Origin of the sequence: Muricauda sp. SCSIO 65647, assembly GCF_021534965.1 — a bacterium.
Lineage (GTDB): Bacteria > Bacteroidota > Bacteroidia > Flavobacteriales > Flavobacteriaceae > Flagellimonas_A.
On the sequence record NZ_CP091037.1, the window covers coordinates 1881960 to 1896652 of the forward strand.

Consider the following 14693-nt stretch of genomic DNA (forward strand, 5'->3'; position numbering starts at 1 on the left):
CATTATTAACGTAAAAACTGAAAAAATTATGGCTTTTGAATTACCCAATTTGCCTTATGCCTATGATGCTTTGGAACCACATATCGATGCCCGTACTATGGAAATTCACCATACCAAGCACCATAATGGCTATACCACAAAATTGAACGGAGCGATTAGTGGCACCGATCTTGAACACAAGACCATCGAAGATCTTTTGAAGAATTTAGATATGTCGAACGGCGCAGTTCGAAACAATGGCGGCGGTTATTACAACCACTGCCTTTTTTGGGAAATAATGTCACCCGATGGGGGAGGAAGCCCTTCGGGCGAGTTGGCCACTGCCATCGATGTTGCCTTTGGCTCGTTTGATGGGTTCAAAGATAAATTCAGTGCTGCGGCAGGAAGTCGATTTGGCTCAGGCTGGGCTTGGCTGTGCGTTCATAAAGGCGGAAAACTCGAGATTTGTTCGACCCCCAACCAAGATAACCCATTGATGCCCGAGATAGGCTGTGAAGGCCACCCAATTTTAGGATTGGATGTCTGGGAACATGCTTACTATCTCAATTATCAGAACCGAAGGCCCGATTACATTTCAGCTTTTTTCAATGTTATCAACTGGGATGAGGTCGCAAAACGGTATGCAGGGAACAAATAGGAAATTTCTATAAAAATGTAGTGAAAAGGCGCGCCGAAACCGGTGCGCTTTTTTTATTGCGAATGGCTCAATAGCATAGAATAGAAAAGGGCGGGGAAGCCCCCACCCTTTTCGTCCCAAATCTTACCATAAACTTAACCTACTTATGCTATGGCAATACTAAATTACTGGTATTGTGTAAAATAACAAAGAAAATTTAATGATTTTTTTGAGCTTCCCGTAAGATTCTGACAGAAAATTCAATCGAAAAATTTGTTTAACGGCTTGAATTTCAAACATAAAGAAGGCGGAGCTAGCTCCGCCTTCTTTCCCCAAATCTTACCATGAACTTAACCTACTTATGCTATGGTTTTCCAAATGTATTTCAAGCCCTTATAACCGAAAAAGCTTTTAGACGAATGCCCCTTTAATCGGTTGAAATACCCGATTAAAACAAAGGGATTATAAAATATGAAGAAAAGGATTACGGATATTTTTAAAAGGAAGTGCCTGAATATAAAAAAGGTGGAGAAGTCTCCACCTTTTTTGCCCCAAATCTTACCATGAACTTAACCTACTTATGCTATGGCAAGCACTAATTTAACAGTCTGCTACTCCTAAGGGCTAAAAAGACGGTAAAACACCGTTTTCATCGATGAAAAGCATGCTTCTCTGGTTAAACGGTAATCTGTGAATAAGCACGCTGGTTTTTGCCTTCATAGAAATTCACGAAAGCACGATTGACCACTTTGTTGCCCCCGGGGGTAGGGTAGTCACCGGTAAAGTACCAATCACCGAGATTCTTTGGGCAAGCGGCATGAAGGTTTTCGATGGTCTGATATATAATCTGTACTTCTGCCTGTACGTCTTTCGGACTTAGCATTGATGCTATCTTATCAGATATCTGTCCAGCGGTGAACGGGGCATAGAAATCCTGCACATAATTGACGGGCTCAATTTTTGGAGATTTTACCTGCTCTTTACATTTGTAATAAATGTCATCCACAATATGCATCGTACCCTGCTCTTTGTGTAGGGCAAGTGCAGCCCTAAAGGCCACGAAATCTTCGAGCTTGGCCATGTCGATGCCATAGCAATCAGGATATCGAATCTGGGGAGCCGAAGAAACCACGATTATCTTTTTCGGATTCAATCTGTCCAACATCTTAAGAATACTCTTTTTCAATGTGGTGCCCCGAACAATACTATCATCAATAATAACGAGGTTGTCAGACTTTTTGACCGATCCGTAGGTGACATCATAAACGTGGGCAACCAAATCATCCCTACTGCTGTCTTGGGTGATAAACGTTCTGAGCTTGGCATCTTTTATGGCCACTTTTTCGATTCTTGGCCGAATATCAAGAATTTTGTGCAGTTGCTCTTTGGTAATATCCTGGCCCAAGGCCAAAATCTGTTCTTCCTTTTTTTTGTTCAAATAGTTTTGTGCCTCTTTCACCATTCCGAAAAAGGAAGTTTCAGCCGTATTTGGAATATATGAGAACACGGTGTTCAACAAGTCGCCGTCAACCGCCTGCAATATTTGGGGAAACAATAACTGTCCCAATTTTTTACGCTCTCCATAGATTTCTTTGTCACTGCCCCTAGAGAAGTAAATACGCTCGAATGAACATGATTTTTTTTCTACGGGCCGAATGATTTCCCTGATGGATGTGGAGCCATTCTTTTTGATGATAACGGCGTGCCCTGGATCGAGTTCTTTTACGCTTTCGTAGGGAACGTTGAAAACCGTTTGAATGGCAGGCCGTTCTGAAGCCACCACGACAATTTCGTCATCTTGATAGTGATAAGCTGGCCGAATGCCCGCCGGATCCCTCAACACAAAGGCATCGCCGTGGCCTAAAAGCCCAGCCATAGTGTAACCGCCATCCCAGTTTTTGGAAGACTTTTTCAATACTTTGGCCACATTTAACCTTTTGGCGATCATCGGGGAAGCTTCTCGCTTGTTGAAACCTTCTTTTTTGATTTCTTTGTAAAGCTTTGCCACGGCATCGTCTAAAAAATGACCGATTTTTTCCATAACCGTGACGGTGTCTACCATTTCTTTTGGGTGTTGCCCCAGTTCGACCAAATTTCCAAAGAGTTCATCCACATTGGTCATATTGAAATTACCGGCCACGATGAGGTTACGGTGCATCCAATTGTTCTGCCTTAAAAAAGGGTGTACACTTTCGATGCTGTTTTTGCCAAAGGTACCATACCGTACGTGTCCCAAAAGTAGTTCGCCGATATAGGGAATGTTTTTTTTCTGCCAGGCCACATCAGAGGTTTTGTCAACGTTTTCAGAAATGACCGAATTGACCCTTGCATTGATTTGATCAAAAATATCTTGAATGGGCTGCGCTTCGGCCGATCGTACCCTGCTCATATATCGCTCACCAGGGGCCATGTTCAGTTTGATGCTGGCAAAACCGGCACCATCTTGGCCTCGGTTGTGCTGTTTTTCCATCATCAGGTACATCTTGTTGACACCGTAAAAAGCCGACCCGTATTTTTCTTGGTAATATTCTAAGGGTTTTAGCAGCCGTATCAGCGAAATCCCGCATTCGTGCTTGATAGCATCACTCATCTCACAAAAATATGAAACCCATTGATCACAGGGTTTGGGGTTGTTTTAGTTCAATATTAAATTGGGTCAATTCTTTAAATTGCAATAGTCGGTCGTTGACTTCTTTCTTTTGCAAGTGCAACATACGGTCGACACCGAACTTTTCTACACAGAAAGAGGCAAGGTTCGATCCATGTATAACGGCGTTCTTCAAATTCTCAAACGTTATGTTCTTTGTTTCGGCGAGATACCCGACAAAGCCCCCGGCAAAGGTGTCACCGGCACCTGTTGGGTCGAAGACCTCTTTAATTGGCAATGCAGGGGCAAAAAAGATATGATCTTGATGAAACAGGAGCGCACCGTGCTCTCCCTTTTTGATGACCACATATTTTGGGCCCATGGCCTGTATTTTTGAGGCTGCCTTGACCAATGAGTGTTCATGTGTCAATTGCCGTGCTTCCTCGTCATTGATGGTAATGACATCGATTTTGGCTATCACCTCCATGAGTTCATCCCACGTGTTGTCCATCCAAAAGTTCATGGTATCTAGAACGATAAGTTTGGGCCGTTCAGACATTTGGTCAATGACACTCATCTGAATATCAGGATGAAGATTGCCCAACATCACTACATCGGCATTCTTGAATGTTTTGGGCACAAGTGGATCGAAATTAGCGAGGGTGTTGAGTTCCGTCACCAGAGTATCTCGTGTGTTAAGGTCATTCCGGTATTTTCCTTTCCAAAAGAACGTCTTACCGCCTTTCACGATTTCAACACCTGAAAGGTCTATATTTTTGTCCCTCAAAAGCTGTAAATAGTCTTCAGGTAGATCGTCACCCACTACCGAGACAATGCCCGATTCAACCTTAAATTGCGAGGCGGCCATACCTATGAAAGTGGCCGCGCCACCTAAAATCTTGTCCGTTTTTCCAAAAGGGGTTTCAATGGCATCAAAGGCTATGGTGCCCACAATCAAGAGTTTGCCCATTTAGCAAATTTTGGTGCAAAGATACAATTATTTTCGGCCAAAGTCTGCAGGAATCTCACCCCATGCCCTGGTCTCCCACTTGACGATCGGCGTATTGTATCGATTGGACTTTAGCCAGTGTTCAGCGCGTTCAATAAGCTCAAACAATTTCTTGTTCTTTTTGTTTTGTTGAAGCTTGGTGCCACATTTTTTCTTTTGAACCCAACCTATGGCAATACGGGAATCGGAATAAAGTAAACGATCACTCTTTTTTTGCTTTAAAAAGGCCAGGCCATGCACTAGGGCCAGAAACTCACCGATATTACTGGTGCCCTCGGTAAAAGGCCCTTGCTTGAACAACACCTTTTTGGTACGTGTATCGACCCCTTGATACTCCATTTTGCCAGGATTGCCACTTGAGGCGGCATCAACTGCAATAGAGTGATAGTTTGGCTCGCCGATTTTTAAAAGTTCTTCTGGAGTAAGTCTTGGTTTACCCACTTTCTTTCCTTTGTATTCGAGATAGTTGCCGTTGAATGCTTTTTTGGCTTCCTGAAAGGTGGAAAAAGATTTATACTGTGCGCCCTTGAAGCCTTCGATCTGGGCCTTGCAATCTTCCCAAGACTCATAGATTCCGGGGCGCTTCCCCTTCCAAACGACATAAAACTTCTTCTTAGCCATCGCCCAGCAACAGTTTTTCAATAACTTTCGGGTAGTGCTCGTACTCCAGTTCATGTACTTTCTTTGCTATGCTCTCTATACTGTCTTCACTGTTGAGCGCTACTTTTTCTTGATGGATGATCGCCCCTTCATCATAGTGTTCGTTCACGTAATGGATAGTGATGCCGGTTTCTTTTTCTGAATTTGCCCTTACGGCTTCATGTACCCTGTTTCCGTACATGCCCTTACCTCCGTATTTGGGAAGCAATGCCGGATGAATGTTGATGATTTTATTGGGGAAGGCCTCTACGAAAGAGGAAGGTATTTTCCAAAGAAAACCTGCCAGAAGGATAAGGTCGGGATTTTCATGTCTGAGCAGGCTCAACAATGTACCGTATTGAAAGGCGGCCTTGTTGAAATAAAAAGCCGGAATATTTAACCGCTCACACCTTTGCAGCACTTTGGCATCAGATTTATTGGTCAACACCAATGAAACTTTCGCAAGATTTCCTGAATTGAAATACGTAATGATGTTTTCTGCATTTGAGCCAGAGCCAGATGCCAAGATGATAAGTTTTTTCATGCTAAGACAAGATAACTATAGGTGTCTTCAACGGGCCGCTAAGTTAAGGGCAAAGAATTTAACCCAGTAATTTACAGCACATTTTATCGCCGAATAGTGTATTTAAACCAAAGTTTACTATTTTTGCCAACGATTTAAATTTAAAAACCGATATAACTATGTCAGACATTGCATCAAGAGTTAAGGCCATTATCGTTGATAAACTCGGTGTTGACGAAAATGAAGTAGTACCTGAAGCAAGCTTTACCAACGATTTGGGTGCAGATTCTTTGGACACTGTTGAGCTTATCATGGAGTTTGAGAAGGAATTCGACATCCAAATTCCTGATGATCAGGCTGAAAACATTGCTACGGTCGGTCAGGCCATAAGCTATATAGAAGAAGCAAAGTAATTTATGATATCTTACTAAGATTTTAGATTATCCATGTGGTAATTGAACCACATGGATAATTTTTTTTAATTTAAGGCTGAATAGGTCAAAAATCAGTTCAATGCAGTTAAAGCGAGTTGTAGTTACCGGTTTGGGAGCCTTGACCCCGATTGGCAACAATATTGATGCCTATTGGGACGGATTAAAAAATGGAAAAAGCGGTTCTGCCCTGATCACATATTTTGACACGGAAAAGTTCAAAACCAAATTTGCCTGTGAACTAAAGGGGTATAACCCACAAGACCATTTTGACAGAAAGGAGGCCCGAAAACTTGATAGATTTGCCCAATATGCACTGGTTTCTTCAGAAGAGGCAATAAAAGATTCAGGTCTTGACCTCGATAAATTGGACAAATTCAGAGTCGGTGTTGTTTGGGGAGCAGGTATTGGAGGGCTTGAAACCTTTCAAGATGAAGTCATTGGGTATGCCAAAGGTGACGGTACCCCAAGATTCAACCCTTTCTTTATCCCTAAGATGATTGCGGACATTGCACCTGGCAATATTTCCATCAAATATGGTTTCATGGGCCCGAACTATACGACGGTCTCTGCCTGTGCTTCTTCAGCGAATGCTATGATCGATGCCCTGAACTACATACGTTTGGGCCATTGTCAAGTTGTGGTGACAGGAGGTAGTGAAGCTGCAGTGACCATAGCGGGTATGGGCGGTTTCAATGCCATGCATGCCCTTTCTACAAGAAACGATAGTCCCGAGACCGCCTCAAGACCCTTTGATGCCACTCGTGACGGGTTTGTTCTTGGCGAGGGAGCTGGCGCTTTGATTCTTGAAGAATATGAGCATGCCAAGGCCAGGGGAGCGAAAATTTATGCAGAGGTAATCGGTGGCGGGCTTTCAAGCGATGCCTACCATATGACGGCACCACATCCTGAAGGCATCGGAGTGGTGAAGGTGATGGAGAACTGCCTTGAAAATGCTGGCGTCAAACCTGAAGAAGTAGATGCCATCAACACCCATGGGACCTCGACACCCTTGGGCGATGTGGCAGAGCTAAAAGCAATATCAAAAGTGTTTGGCGACCATGTGCACAATATCAACATTAACTCTACCAAGTCTATGACCGGGCACCTTTTAGGGGCTGCCGGTGCAATTGAGGCAATAGCGTCGATATTGGCCATAGAGCATAGTCTGGTACCACCTACCATTAACCATAGTGTGGTCGATGAGAACATCGATCCCAAGTTCAACCTTACCTTGAACAAGGCGCAAGCACGGGAGGTTAATATAGCGATGAGCAACACCTTTGGTTTTGGAGGGCATAATGCCTGCGTGCTTTTCAAGAAAATAAGTTGAGAAAACAATGAAGTTTTCGCCCAAAATATTTAATTCCCTTCCGAAATCGGACGGGGATTTTTTTTTGGGAATGAAAAAAATTCTTGGTTTTAAACCAAAGGATATCGGTATCTACAAAAAGGCCTTTTTACACCGATCTTTGAATAAAAGGGATGTTGATGGCAACCCCTTGAACTATGAACGCCTCGAGTTTTTGGGCGATGCGATGCTGGGCACCATCATCTCAAAACACCTATACAGTGAAGTTCCCAATGGAGATGAGGGCTATCTGACCAAAATGCGCTCAAAGATCGTCAGTCGAAAACACTTAAATGAATTGGGCAAAGACCTCAACTTGCTCAAACATGTAGAAAGTAGAATACCGAAATCACATTTTGGTGAAAACATACATGGCAATGTGTTTGAAGCAGTGGTCGGAGCCATCTATTTAGACCGTGGATATCACTACTGTGAGAAGTTTATTCATGAAAGGGTCATTGAACCTTATGTTGATATTGAACAATTGGAAGGAAAGGTCATTAGCTATAAGAGCTTGGTCATTGAATGGTGTCAGAAGCAAAAAAAGAATTTCCATTACGATGTCTATGAAGACACGGGCAATGATGAGTTGAAACATTTTGCGGTTAAACTTTCAATAGAAGACAAAATAGCGGCCAAGGCAAGGGCCACCTCAAAGAAAAAAGCAGAAGAAAAAGCATCAAAGCGTGCCTACTTTGCACTACAGAACAAAATTGAAGCGGCTCAATCATGAAATAAGTAAAACGCAAACGTTTTCGTAACGCTTCTATGGTTTAAACTAACGTTATCTTCTAGGGAAGTTGTCTCAATAGCTTTATATTTACAATTCGCTTTGATTTAATGTTGACAACCCACAAGATATCGGCTGAGCTGTTCTACGATTCATTCGACCTTATTGCTATTCATAGCAGTTTGAACGACTATACGTTGGCTTATGCGCTCAACAAGCATCAGGGACTTCGTTTGCAGCGAAATCAAAAAGACCGGCAACTCAACAATGGCATATCTTTTCCTGTTTTTGATTGGCATGATGAAGTGAGTGATTGTGAGTACGTCTTATTTGGGAACAAGTGTAGAATCGATGAAAGTCAAAGGTCTGATGGCCTTTTCGAGTTTGATACGTCTATGAGAGCATATTATTTGGTGCAAGAGCGAAAAGAAGTTGATTACTTTTTGAAGATCTGTACAGATCAAGACTCAAAAATTGCGCAAATGGCGCAGAGCATCAATTTAATTTCGGGCGTGGTCATGGCCTATGGGCTAGAGGCCGATATGTTAAAGTCTAAGGCAAACCTAATTTTTTGAAAATGCCGACCAAGAAAAAGACCAAGATTGTGGCCACTTTAGGGCCCGCTACGAATAGGCGTGAAACGCTTAAGAGTATGATAGAGGCTGGGGTAGATGTCTTTCGCATCAATTTTTCACATGCGAATTATGATGACGTGGTCGAACGTATCGACCTGATCCGAGATCTGAATAAAGAACTCGGTACAAATACCGCCATTTTGGCAGATCTACAGGGTCCGAAGCTCAGGGTGGGGGTCATGGGCGGTGAGGTTGTCGTGGCACCCGACGATGAAATTTCTTTTGTTACCGGAGAACCCTTTGAGGGAAATGCTGAGCGGGTATACATGAACTATAAAAACTTTCCCAAAGATGTAAAGCCCGGTGAGCGAATTCTTCTTGATGATGGCAAACTGATTTTCGAGGTGCTATCGTCAAACTCAAAAGATGAAGTGAAGGCCAAGGTTGTTCAAGGGGGGCCATTGAAGTCAAAAAAGGGGGTCAATTTACCCAATACGAACATCTCACTTCCGGCGTTGACCGAAAAAGATATCAAAGATGCCATTTTTGCCGTCAAGCAAGAGGTTGATTGGATCGCCCTTTCATTCGTTCGCCATAGTCAAGACCTTATCGATCTACAGAATCTTGTTAAAGAGCATTCAGAACATAAAATACCTATCATTGCCAAGATCGAAAAGCCGGAGGCAGTCGAAAATATTGATAAGATAGTCGCCTATTGTGATGGAATGATGGTTGCCCGTGGCGATTTGGGCGTCGAAATTCCTGCCCAAGAAGTACCGCTGATTCAAAAGAAACTGGTATTGCGTGCCAAAAAGGCGAGAATACCCGTAATCATCGCTACCCAGATGATGGAAACCATGATCACGAGCCTCACCCCTACCAGGGCCGAAGTAAATGATGTGGCCAACTCGGTCATGGATGGGGCCGATGCCGTAATGCTTTCAGGAGAAACCTCGGTGGGCAACTATCCGATTCAGGTAATCGAGAAGATGACCAGTATCTTAAAAAGCGTCGAAGGGTCAAGTTTGATAACGGTTCCTCAAAATCCGCCCCATATTCGAACCAAGAGGTACATCACCAAATCGGTCTGCTATCATGCAGCTTTAATGGCCAATGAGATACAGGCCAAAGCTATTTCTACCCTTACCAATAGTGGCTATACGGCTTTTCAAATCTCAGCTTGGCGGCCAAGCGCCCATATACTGGTCTTCACTTCAAACAAACGAATACTTACACAATTAAACTTGTTATGGGGGGTCAAGGCCTTTTATTATGATAGATATGTCTCTACCGATGAGACCATTGAAGATGTGAACGCCATTGCCTGTAAAAAAGGGTTTTTAGATGTGGGCGATATGCTCATTAGCCTTGCAGCCATGCCCATAAAAGATAAAGGAATGGTGAATACCTTACGGGTCACAGAAATAGAGACCTGTAGTTTTTAGGCTACTTCTTTTTCGTAGGCAATGAAGTTGATCACATCGCCCGAGGTGTTATAGATCGGTTCTGCAAGAATTCGACAGTTGTACGTGCTTCCGTCTTTTCTATAATTTAGTATGGTCTCTTCAAAAGGCTCTCTTTTCTTTATAGCTTCCCCGATTCTTTTTGATGTTTTTTGGCAGGTATCCTTGCCTTGAAAGATTTTGGGTCGTTTGCCCAAAATTTCTTCGGGGCTATAACCGGTCATGGAGAAAATATTATGGGTTGCATGAACAATTCGCAATTGTGCATCGGTGACCACGATTACAAGACCGTCATTGAGCAAATGGTCTTCAAAAGGTTGCGATGCGCTCCACTTATTCCTTTTTGCAATGTTTTTCAAAAGAGAGATGTCTAGATAATTATTACAGATAGTATCGAAATGCATGGCATAGAAATCCCAAGAGGCCAAGGGAGGGCTTTTGATCGTTAGTGTATCATAAAATCGTTGTGCCGCAGAATCATAGACTTCAAATTCTTTCATCTTCCAAAAATTGGGATATTCAGATTATCTGTAATAAATACCTTCTATTATGGTATCAATACTACAAAAAACACTGAGGATGAATAAATATTTGGGCCGTATTAACCTTTTTGTTCAACGATTATCTGGTTTAGGGAGAATCATAGGGTGTAAGGATAAACAAAAAAATAGAACAATATATAAGAAACAGGTCATCATCATATGAAATTTGAATATCGCGATTCTAAAATTGGGGCCCTTCTAGGGTTTACCGACAACATCAAAAAAGACCAAAACGCCTTTACCATTACCAAAGACACCATTAAGTTTCTTTGGAACCGTCAAGACCAACCCGTCTCCTTCTCTTTGGATGGCCAAGAGATTGTGCTGCAACCAAGGCAGTTGGTCACACTGACCTACCTGCAGCATGTATCATTTGAACGCACAAAACAGCCAATTGCCGCATTCGTCTTCAATCGTGAATTTTATTGTATCAATGACCATGATAGTGAGGTCTCGTGCAACGGCATACTCTTTTTTGGCACCCAAGACATACCGATAGTCACCATTCCAGAAGCGCAGCGACAACGCTTCAATTTATTGTATGAGATCTTCATGGAAGAGTTTATGACCTCAGATAAAATTCAGGGCGATATGCTGCAGATGTTGCTTAAGCGTCTTATCATAATGTGCACGAGACTGGCGAAAGAACAGCTTATCGTTAAAGAACTCAACAACGACCAAATCGATATTATTAGAAAATTCAATTTTTTGGTCGACGTACATTATAAGACAAAAAGAAAAGTGGGCGAATATGCCGATATGTTATATAAGTCGCCGAAGACACTCTCCAATCTTTTTGCAATCTATAACCAGAAAACGCCACAGCAGATCATTCTTGAACGATTGGCACTTGAGGCCAAACGATTGATTCACTTTACCGATAAACAAAACCAAGAAATCGCCTATGAACTTGGGTTCAACGACCCGGCCCATTTTAGCCGATTTTTCAGAAAGATGACCCAAACCACTCCCTCAGAGTATAGAGAAAGCCTGAATTTATCTGCCTAAGGGAAATTTTGACAAGCGGTCGGGAAATCGCTCCTAACACCTGCCTTCTATTTCAGTACATCTTTGTGCCATAGTTTAAAAACAAGAATGATGAACGCACAGAGATCGCTTTTTAATCTCATTGAGATTTTCAGAACAAATAAAGCCTCGACAACGCCGTCCGTTGCCATAGAAGAACATTGCAACAAGAAATACCACCATGATTTCTACTGTGATGCCGAGAAACCTTTTATAAAGAATTTTTAATCAGAATAATAATCCTATAAACAATTAAGATCATGAGCACATTTAATGTACCCAGAAGGGAAGAAGTAAGTGAAAACAACCAAGCCTTGTTCGATACGCTTGAAAAAGCCGTGGGCTTTGTACCCAATCTATATGCCACATATGCGTATTCAAAAAATGCACTTGGCAATTATTTGACACTTTCAGGCGCAAAGACTTCATTGAGCGCTAAAGAGAAAGAAGTCGTAAACCTAGCGGTGAGCCAAGTGAACGGCTGTTCGTACTGTTTGTCTGCGCATACCGCCATCGGTAAGATGAACGGTTTCAGCGATGACCAAATAATAGAACTGCGTCTGGGCAAGGCTTCTTTTGACAACAAACTGGATGCTTTGGCACGTTTGGCCAAAAACATCACCGAAAATAGAGGGGCAACAGATGCAGAAGTGGTCGAGAATTTCTTTGCTGCCGGATGGACCAAAGAAAATTTGGTCGATACCATAGTATTGGTCGGTGACAAAACCATTTCAAACTATCTGCACAAAACGACTGATGTGCCCATTGATTTTCCTGTAGCGCAACCCTTAGAAGCAGCAACAGTATAGTAGAATTCAACAATAAATCTAAATACGTAAAAATGAAAAAAGTAATCGCAATTTTAGTTTTGACAATAGGTGTAGTGCTTAACGCAAATGCACAAGACAGCATGGTCGATAAATCGATGAAGACCATTGAGTTGGAACAAACCCCGGGAGAATTTACCAAAAAGAGTTTGACCGTCAATGAAGGCACCTATGTTTTCGAGATCAAGAACAATGGTATTGACCACAATGTGGGCTTTGTATTGGTAAAGAAGGGAAAGGATATCAGCAAACCTGAAAACCATATTCAGACCGCTTATGTTACCGCACCGGTAAAAACGGGTGATACCCAAAAATCAAAACCCACTAAGCTTGAAAAGGGAGAGTACATTTATTTTTGCCCATTGAACCCAACGGCGACAGACAATCTTTTGATTGTAGAGTAGGTCGATCTAAATAGTTGAAAGCCCCGACATTTTTAGTCGGGGCTTTTTTCTGCCCATTGAACCCCATTGAACAAACTAGGGGCCATATTCTTTGCAAGGTAAATAGGCCAATCGCTTTTGTGCACATAGCTTTCCGTCATGGCACTTTCATAAAGCAGATAGAGACCCCCTGATATTTTTTCGACCTCGGCCTTTGAAATATTCACGAAGTTACGTCGCACCAACCCTTCTAAAAACAGCAACAAATCCTTTTTTTGTTGGCGAATGACCTCGGCAATTTTTCGATTTTCTTGTGGCAGTTCACCATAAATTCTTGAAGCCCAACAGCCATAAAAAGCACTATTTCGATACACATCGATCAAATAATCAAAAATGGCCATTAGGGCTGGTTTGCCTATTTCGCGACGCTCTGCATAGGCCTTTAGTGCAGAAATAAAGCTGCGATGCCTATCTTCAAGATAAGCGATACAAATAGCATCTTTTGATTCAAAATGATTATACAGTGTGGCTTTGGCAATGCCGGCTTCTTTTATGATTTCATTGATTCCGGTATTGTGGTATCCGTTTCTGTAAAAGAGTGAACCGGCTGTTTTTAAGATGTGAAGGGCGATATCTGGGGCTGACATGCCTTCAAAGTTAAGAAAGACCGGTTTGTCTACCAGCTTTTTTTCGTTAAAAATCAAATCTTAGCTGTACCGAGATTGAATTTTCCTTTGGTTCTGACTTCTTGTCTGGGGTATTCAGATTTGAAAGCGATATACCCAAAAGCCGTACAGAGTTTTCTAGAGAAGACTGGTACAAAAGCTCTTTTGCCATTTCTAGGATCATGGCCTTTTCAGAAATGAAATAGGGCAGGGTCTTACTGCGGGTCTGTAAGGTGAAATCGCTGTACTTGATCTTTAAAGTCACCGTTTTTCCGGCGATTTTTGATTTTTTTAGGCGACGCTCCAGTTCTTGTGAGATATTCTCTAAACGTTCCAACATAAAGATTTCGCTGCTCAGGTTTTCACTAAAAGTGCGTTCGGCCCCCACTGACTTCGGGGTACGATGTGGCTTCACGGCACTGTTGTGCTGACCGCGAACCACATGGTAGTAGTATTTGCCGTTTTTTCCGAAATGGGTATTCAAAAAAACAAGTGACTTTTCTTTTAGGTCTTTGCCGTTGAAGATGCCCAATCGATACATTTTTTCGGCAGTGACCTTGCCCACGCCATAAAATTTTCGAATGTCGAGGCCTTCCAAAAAAGGGATGACCTCCTCTGGGTTCACGGTTTTCTGTCCGTTGGGTTTGTTGTAATCACTGGCCACCTTGGCGATGAACTTGTTGATCGATATGCCCGCTGAAGCGGTCAATCCTGTTTTTTCAAGAATTTTTTGTCGTATTTCCTTGGCGATCAAGGTAGCCGACGGGTTTCCTTTTTTGTTTTCGGTCACATCTAAATAAGCTTCATCCAGCGAAAGGGGCTCGACCAAATCGGTATATTCAAAAAAGATGTCTCGTACCTGCTGCGAAACTTCCTTATATCTGTCAAATCGGGGTTTGACAAAGATGAGATCTGGACAGTTTTTCTTGGCGATGTAGCCAGCCATGGCACTACGAACCCCAAATTTTCGTGCCTCATAACTGGCGGCCGATACCACACCGCGTTTTGAACCGCCTCCTACGGCTATGGGTTTCCCCTTTAGTTCTGGATTGTCATGTTGCTCTACGGAAGCATAAAAAGCATCCATATCAACATGAATGATCTTTCGTAAAGGGAAATCCATTTCCATACTATAAATGTATGACAACTTGCAACGAAAAGGGCACGTACGAAGAACAACTTGGCCATTTAGAACAGCCGTATCCATAAGGGAAAAGGTATCGATACTCTTTTTGAACTACCCTGGCCTTGTTAAAAATCTGGTGGAGAGAAACAAGAAAATAAACTTATATGTACATATGTTTAAACATAATTAGTATCTTAGAG

Annotated in this window: 16 protein-coding genes; 9 read left to right on the top strand and 7 right to left on the bottom strand. The window is 42.4% G+C overall.

Annotation, left to right across the window (positions count from 1 at the left end; all coding sequences use genetic code 11):
* The first annotated feature begins 28 nt into the window (after nt 1–28).
* Nucleotides 29–637 carry a superoxide dismutase gene (locus L0P89_RS08365; protein ID WP_235267949.1) on the top strand — a complete coding sequence of 203 codons (609 nt, stop codon included), beginning with the start codon at nt 29–31 and terminating at the stop codon, nt 635–637.
* A 655-nt stretch (nt 638–1292) separates the two neighbouring features.
* Here L0P89_RS08365 and L0P89_RS08370 read toward each other — a convergent pair.
* Genes L0P89_RS08370 through purN form a run of 4 tightly spaced genes read right to left on the bottom strand, consistent with a single transcriptional unit; the run spans nt 1293 to nt 5395 of the window.
* The gene (locus L0P89_RS08370) at nt 1293–3206 is read right to left on the bottom strand and encodes an amidophosphoribosyltransferase (protein WP_235267950.1); all 1914 of its coding nucleotides are present in this window, start codon (nt 3204–3206) and stop codon (nt 1293–1295) included.
* Nucleotides 3207–3231: 25 nt separating this feature from the next.
* Nucleotides 3232–4173: a PfkB family carbohydrate kinase gene (locus L0P89_RS08375; protein WP_235267951.1), complete on the bottom strand. Its 942-nt coding sequence runs from the start codon at nt 4171–4173 to the stop codon at nt 3232–3234.
* Nucleotides 4174–4200: 27 nt separating this feature from the next.
* Nucleotides 4201–4833 (bottom strand): viroplasmin family protein, encoded by a 633-nt coding sequence (locus L0P89_RS08380; protein ID WP_235267952.1) that lies wholly within the window; start codon nt 4831–4833, stop codon nt 4201–4203.
* Entirely contained in the window at nt 4826–5395 is a 570-nt protein-coding gene (gene purN / locus L0P89_RS08385; protein ID WP_235267953.1) for a phosphoribosylglycinamide formyltransferase, read from the bottom strand. The genes L0P89_RS08380 and purN overlap by 8 nt, the downstream gene beginning before the upstream one ends.
* A gap of 158 nt (nt 5396–5553) precedes the next feature.
* Here purN and L0P89_RS08390 point away from each other — a divergent pair, with 158 nt between their 5' ends.
* The 5 genes from L0P89_RS08390 to pyk all read left to right on the top strand — a co-directional run bounded on the left by L0P89_RS08390 (nt 5554) and on the right by pyk (nt 9906).
* Entirely contained in the window at nt 5554–5787 is a 234-nt protein-coding gene (locus L0P89_RS08390; RefSeq protein ID WP_010519573.1) for an acyl carrier protein, read from the top strand.
* Nucleotides 5788–5887: 100 nt separating this feature from the next.
* Nucleotides 5888–7138, top strand: coding sequence for a beta-ketoacyl-ACP synthase II (gene fabF / locus L0P89_RS08395; RefSeq protein ID WP_235267954.1), 1251 nt, complete (start codon nt 5888–5890; stop codon nt 7136–7138).
* A gap of 7 nt (nt 7139–7145) precedes the next feature.
* Nucleotides 7146–7889: a ribonuclease III gene (rnc, locus tag L0P89_RS08400; protein ID WP_235267955.1), complete on the top strand. Its 744-nt coding sequence runs from the start codon at nt 7146–7148 to the stop codon at nt 7887–7889.
* A 107-nt stretch (nt 7890–7996) separates the two neighbouring features.
* Nucleotides 7997–8461, top strand: coding sequence for an IPExxxVDY family protein (locus L0P89_RS08405; RefSeq protein WP_235267956.1), 465 nt, complete (start codon nt 7997–7999; stop codon nt 8459–8461).
* A 2-nt stretch (nt 8462–8463) separates the two neighbouring features.
* Nucleotides 8464–9906 (top strand): pyruvate kinase, encoded by a 1443-nt coding sequence (gene pyk / locus L0P89_RS08410; RefSeq protein WP_235267957.1) that lies wholly within the window; start codon nt 8464–8466, stop codon nt 9904–9906.
* On the opposite strand, the gene L0P89_RS08415 is transcribed toward pyk, so the two are convergent.
* Nucleotides 9903–10424, bottom strand: a complete 522-nt coding sequence (locus L0P89_RS08415; RefSeq protein ID WP_235267958.1) for a PAS domain-containing protein — start codon at nt 10422–10424, stop codon at nt 9903–9905. The two genes, pyk and L0P89_RS08415, sit on opposite strands and share 4 nt — an antisense overlap.
* A 201-nt stretch (nt 10425–10625) precedes the next feature.
* On the opposite strand from L0P89_RS08415, the gene L0P89_RS08420 reads away from it, so the two are divergent.
* The 3 genes from L0P89_RS08420 to L0P89_RS08430 all read left to right on the top strand — a co-directional run bounded on the left by L0P89_RS08420 (nt 10626) and on the right by L0P89_RS08430 (nt 12723).
* Nucleotides 10626–11474, top strand: coding sequence for a helix-turn-helix domain-containing protein (locus L0P89_RS08420; protein WP_235267959.1), 849 nt, complete (start codon nt 10626–10628; stop codon nt 11472–11474).
* Between the two features lie 278 nt (nt 11475–11752).
* Nucleotides 11753–12301 carry a carboxymuconolactone decarboxylase family protein gene (locus L0P89_RS08425; protein ID WP_235267960.1) on the top strand — a complete coding sequence of 183 codons (549 nt, stop codon included), beginning with the start codon at nt 11753–11755 and terminating at the stop codon, nt 12299–12301.
* Between the two features lie 32 nt (nt 12302–12333).
* Nucleotides 12334–12723, top strand: a complete 390-nt coding sequence (locus L0P89_RS08430; RefSeq protein ID WP_235267961.1) for a plastocyanin/azurin family copper-binding protein — start codon at nt 12334–12336, stop codon at nt 12721–12723.
* Nucleotides 12724–12755: 32 nt separating this feature from the next.
* On the opposite strand, the gene L0P89_RS08435 is transcribed toward L0P89_RS08430, so the two are convergent.
* Nucleotides 12756–13349, bottom strand: coding sequence for a TetR/AcrR family transcriptional regulator (locus L0P89_RS08435; protein ID WP_235267962.1), 594 nt, complete (start codon nt 13347–13349; stop codon nt 12756–12758).
* Nucleotides 13350–13395: 46 nt separating this feature from the next.
* On the bottom strand, nt 13396–14496 hold the full coding sequence (dinB, locus tag L0P89_RS08440) for a DNA polymerase IV (RefSeq protein ID WP_235267963.1): 1101 nt from the start codon (nt 14494–14496) through the stop codon (nt 13396–13398).
* Nucleotides 14497–14693 lie beyond the last annotated feature (197 nt).

Coding starts and splice junctions, on each gene's coding strand:
- L0P89_RS08365 (WP_235267949.1), top strand. CDS start 29: ATGGCTTTTGAATTACCCAATTTGCCTTATGCCTATGATGCTTTGGAA.
- L0P89_RS08370 (WP_235267950.1), bottom strand. CDS start 3,206: ATGAGTGATGCTATCAAGCACGAATGCGGGATTTCGCTGATACGGCTG.
- L0P89_RS08375 (WP_235267951.1), bottom strand. CDS start 4,173: ATGGGCAAACTCTTGATTGTGGGCACCATAGCCTTTGATGCCATTGAA.
- L0P89_RS08380 (WP_235267952.1), bottom strand. CDS start 4,833: ATGGCTAAGAAGAAGTTTTATGTCGTTTGGAAGGGGAAGCGCCCCGGA.
- purN (WP_235267953.1), bottom strand. CDS start 5,395: ATGAAAAAACTTATCATCTTGGCATCTGGCTCTGGCTCAAATGCAGAA.
- L0P89_RS08390 (WP_010519573.1), top strand. CDS start 5,554: ATGTCAGACATTGCATCAAGAGTTAAGGCCATTATCGTTGATAAACTC.
- fabF (WP_235267954.1), top strand. CDS start 5,888: ATGCAGTTAAAGCGAGTTGTAGTTACCGGTTTGGGAGCCTTGACCCCG.
- rnc (WP_235267955.1), top strand. CDS start 7,146: ATGAAGTTTTCGCCCAAAATATTTAATTCCCTTCCGAAATCGGACGGG.
- L0P89_RS08405 (WP_235267956.1), top strand. CDS start 7,997: ATGTTGACAACCCACAAGATATCGGCTGAGCTGTTCTACGATTCATTC.
- pyk (WP_235267957.1), top strand. CDS start 8,464: ATGCCGACCAAGAAAAAGACCAAGATTGTGGCCACTTTAGGGCCCGCT.
- L0P89_RS08415 (WP_235267958.1), bottom strand. CDS start 10,424: ATGAAAGAATTTGAAGTCTATGATTCTGCGGCACAACGATTTTATGAT.
- L0P89_RS08420 (WP_235267959.1), top strand. CDS start 10,626: ATGAAATTTGAATATCGCGATTCTAAAATTGGGGCCCTTCTAGGGTTT.
- L0P89_RS08425 (WP_235267960.1), top strand. CDS start 11,753: ATGAGCACATTTAATGTACCCAGAAGGGAAGAAGTAAGTGAAAACAAC.
- L0P89_RS08430 (WP_235267961.1), top strand. CDS start 12,334: ATGAAAAAAGTAATCGCAATTTTAGTTTTGACAATAGGTGTAGTGCTT.
- L0P89_RS08435 (WP_235267962.1), bottom strand. CDS start 13,349: ATGTCAGCCCCAGATATCGCCCTTCACATCTTAAAAACAGCCGGTTCA.
- dinB (WP_235267963.1), bottom strand. CDS start 14,496: ATGGAAATGGATTTCCCTTTACGAAAGATCATTCATGTTGATATGGAT.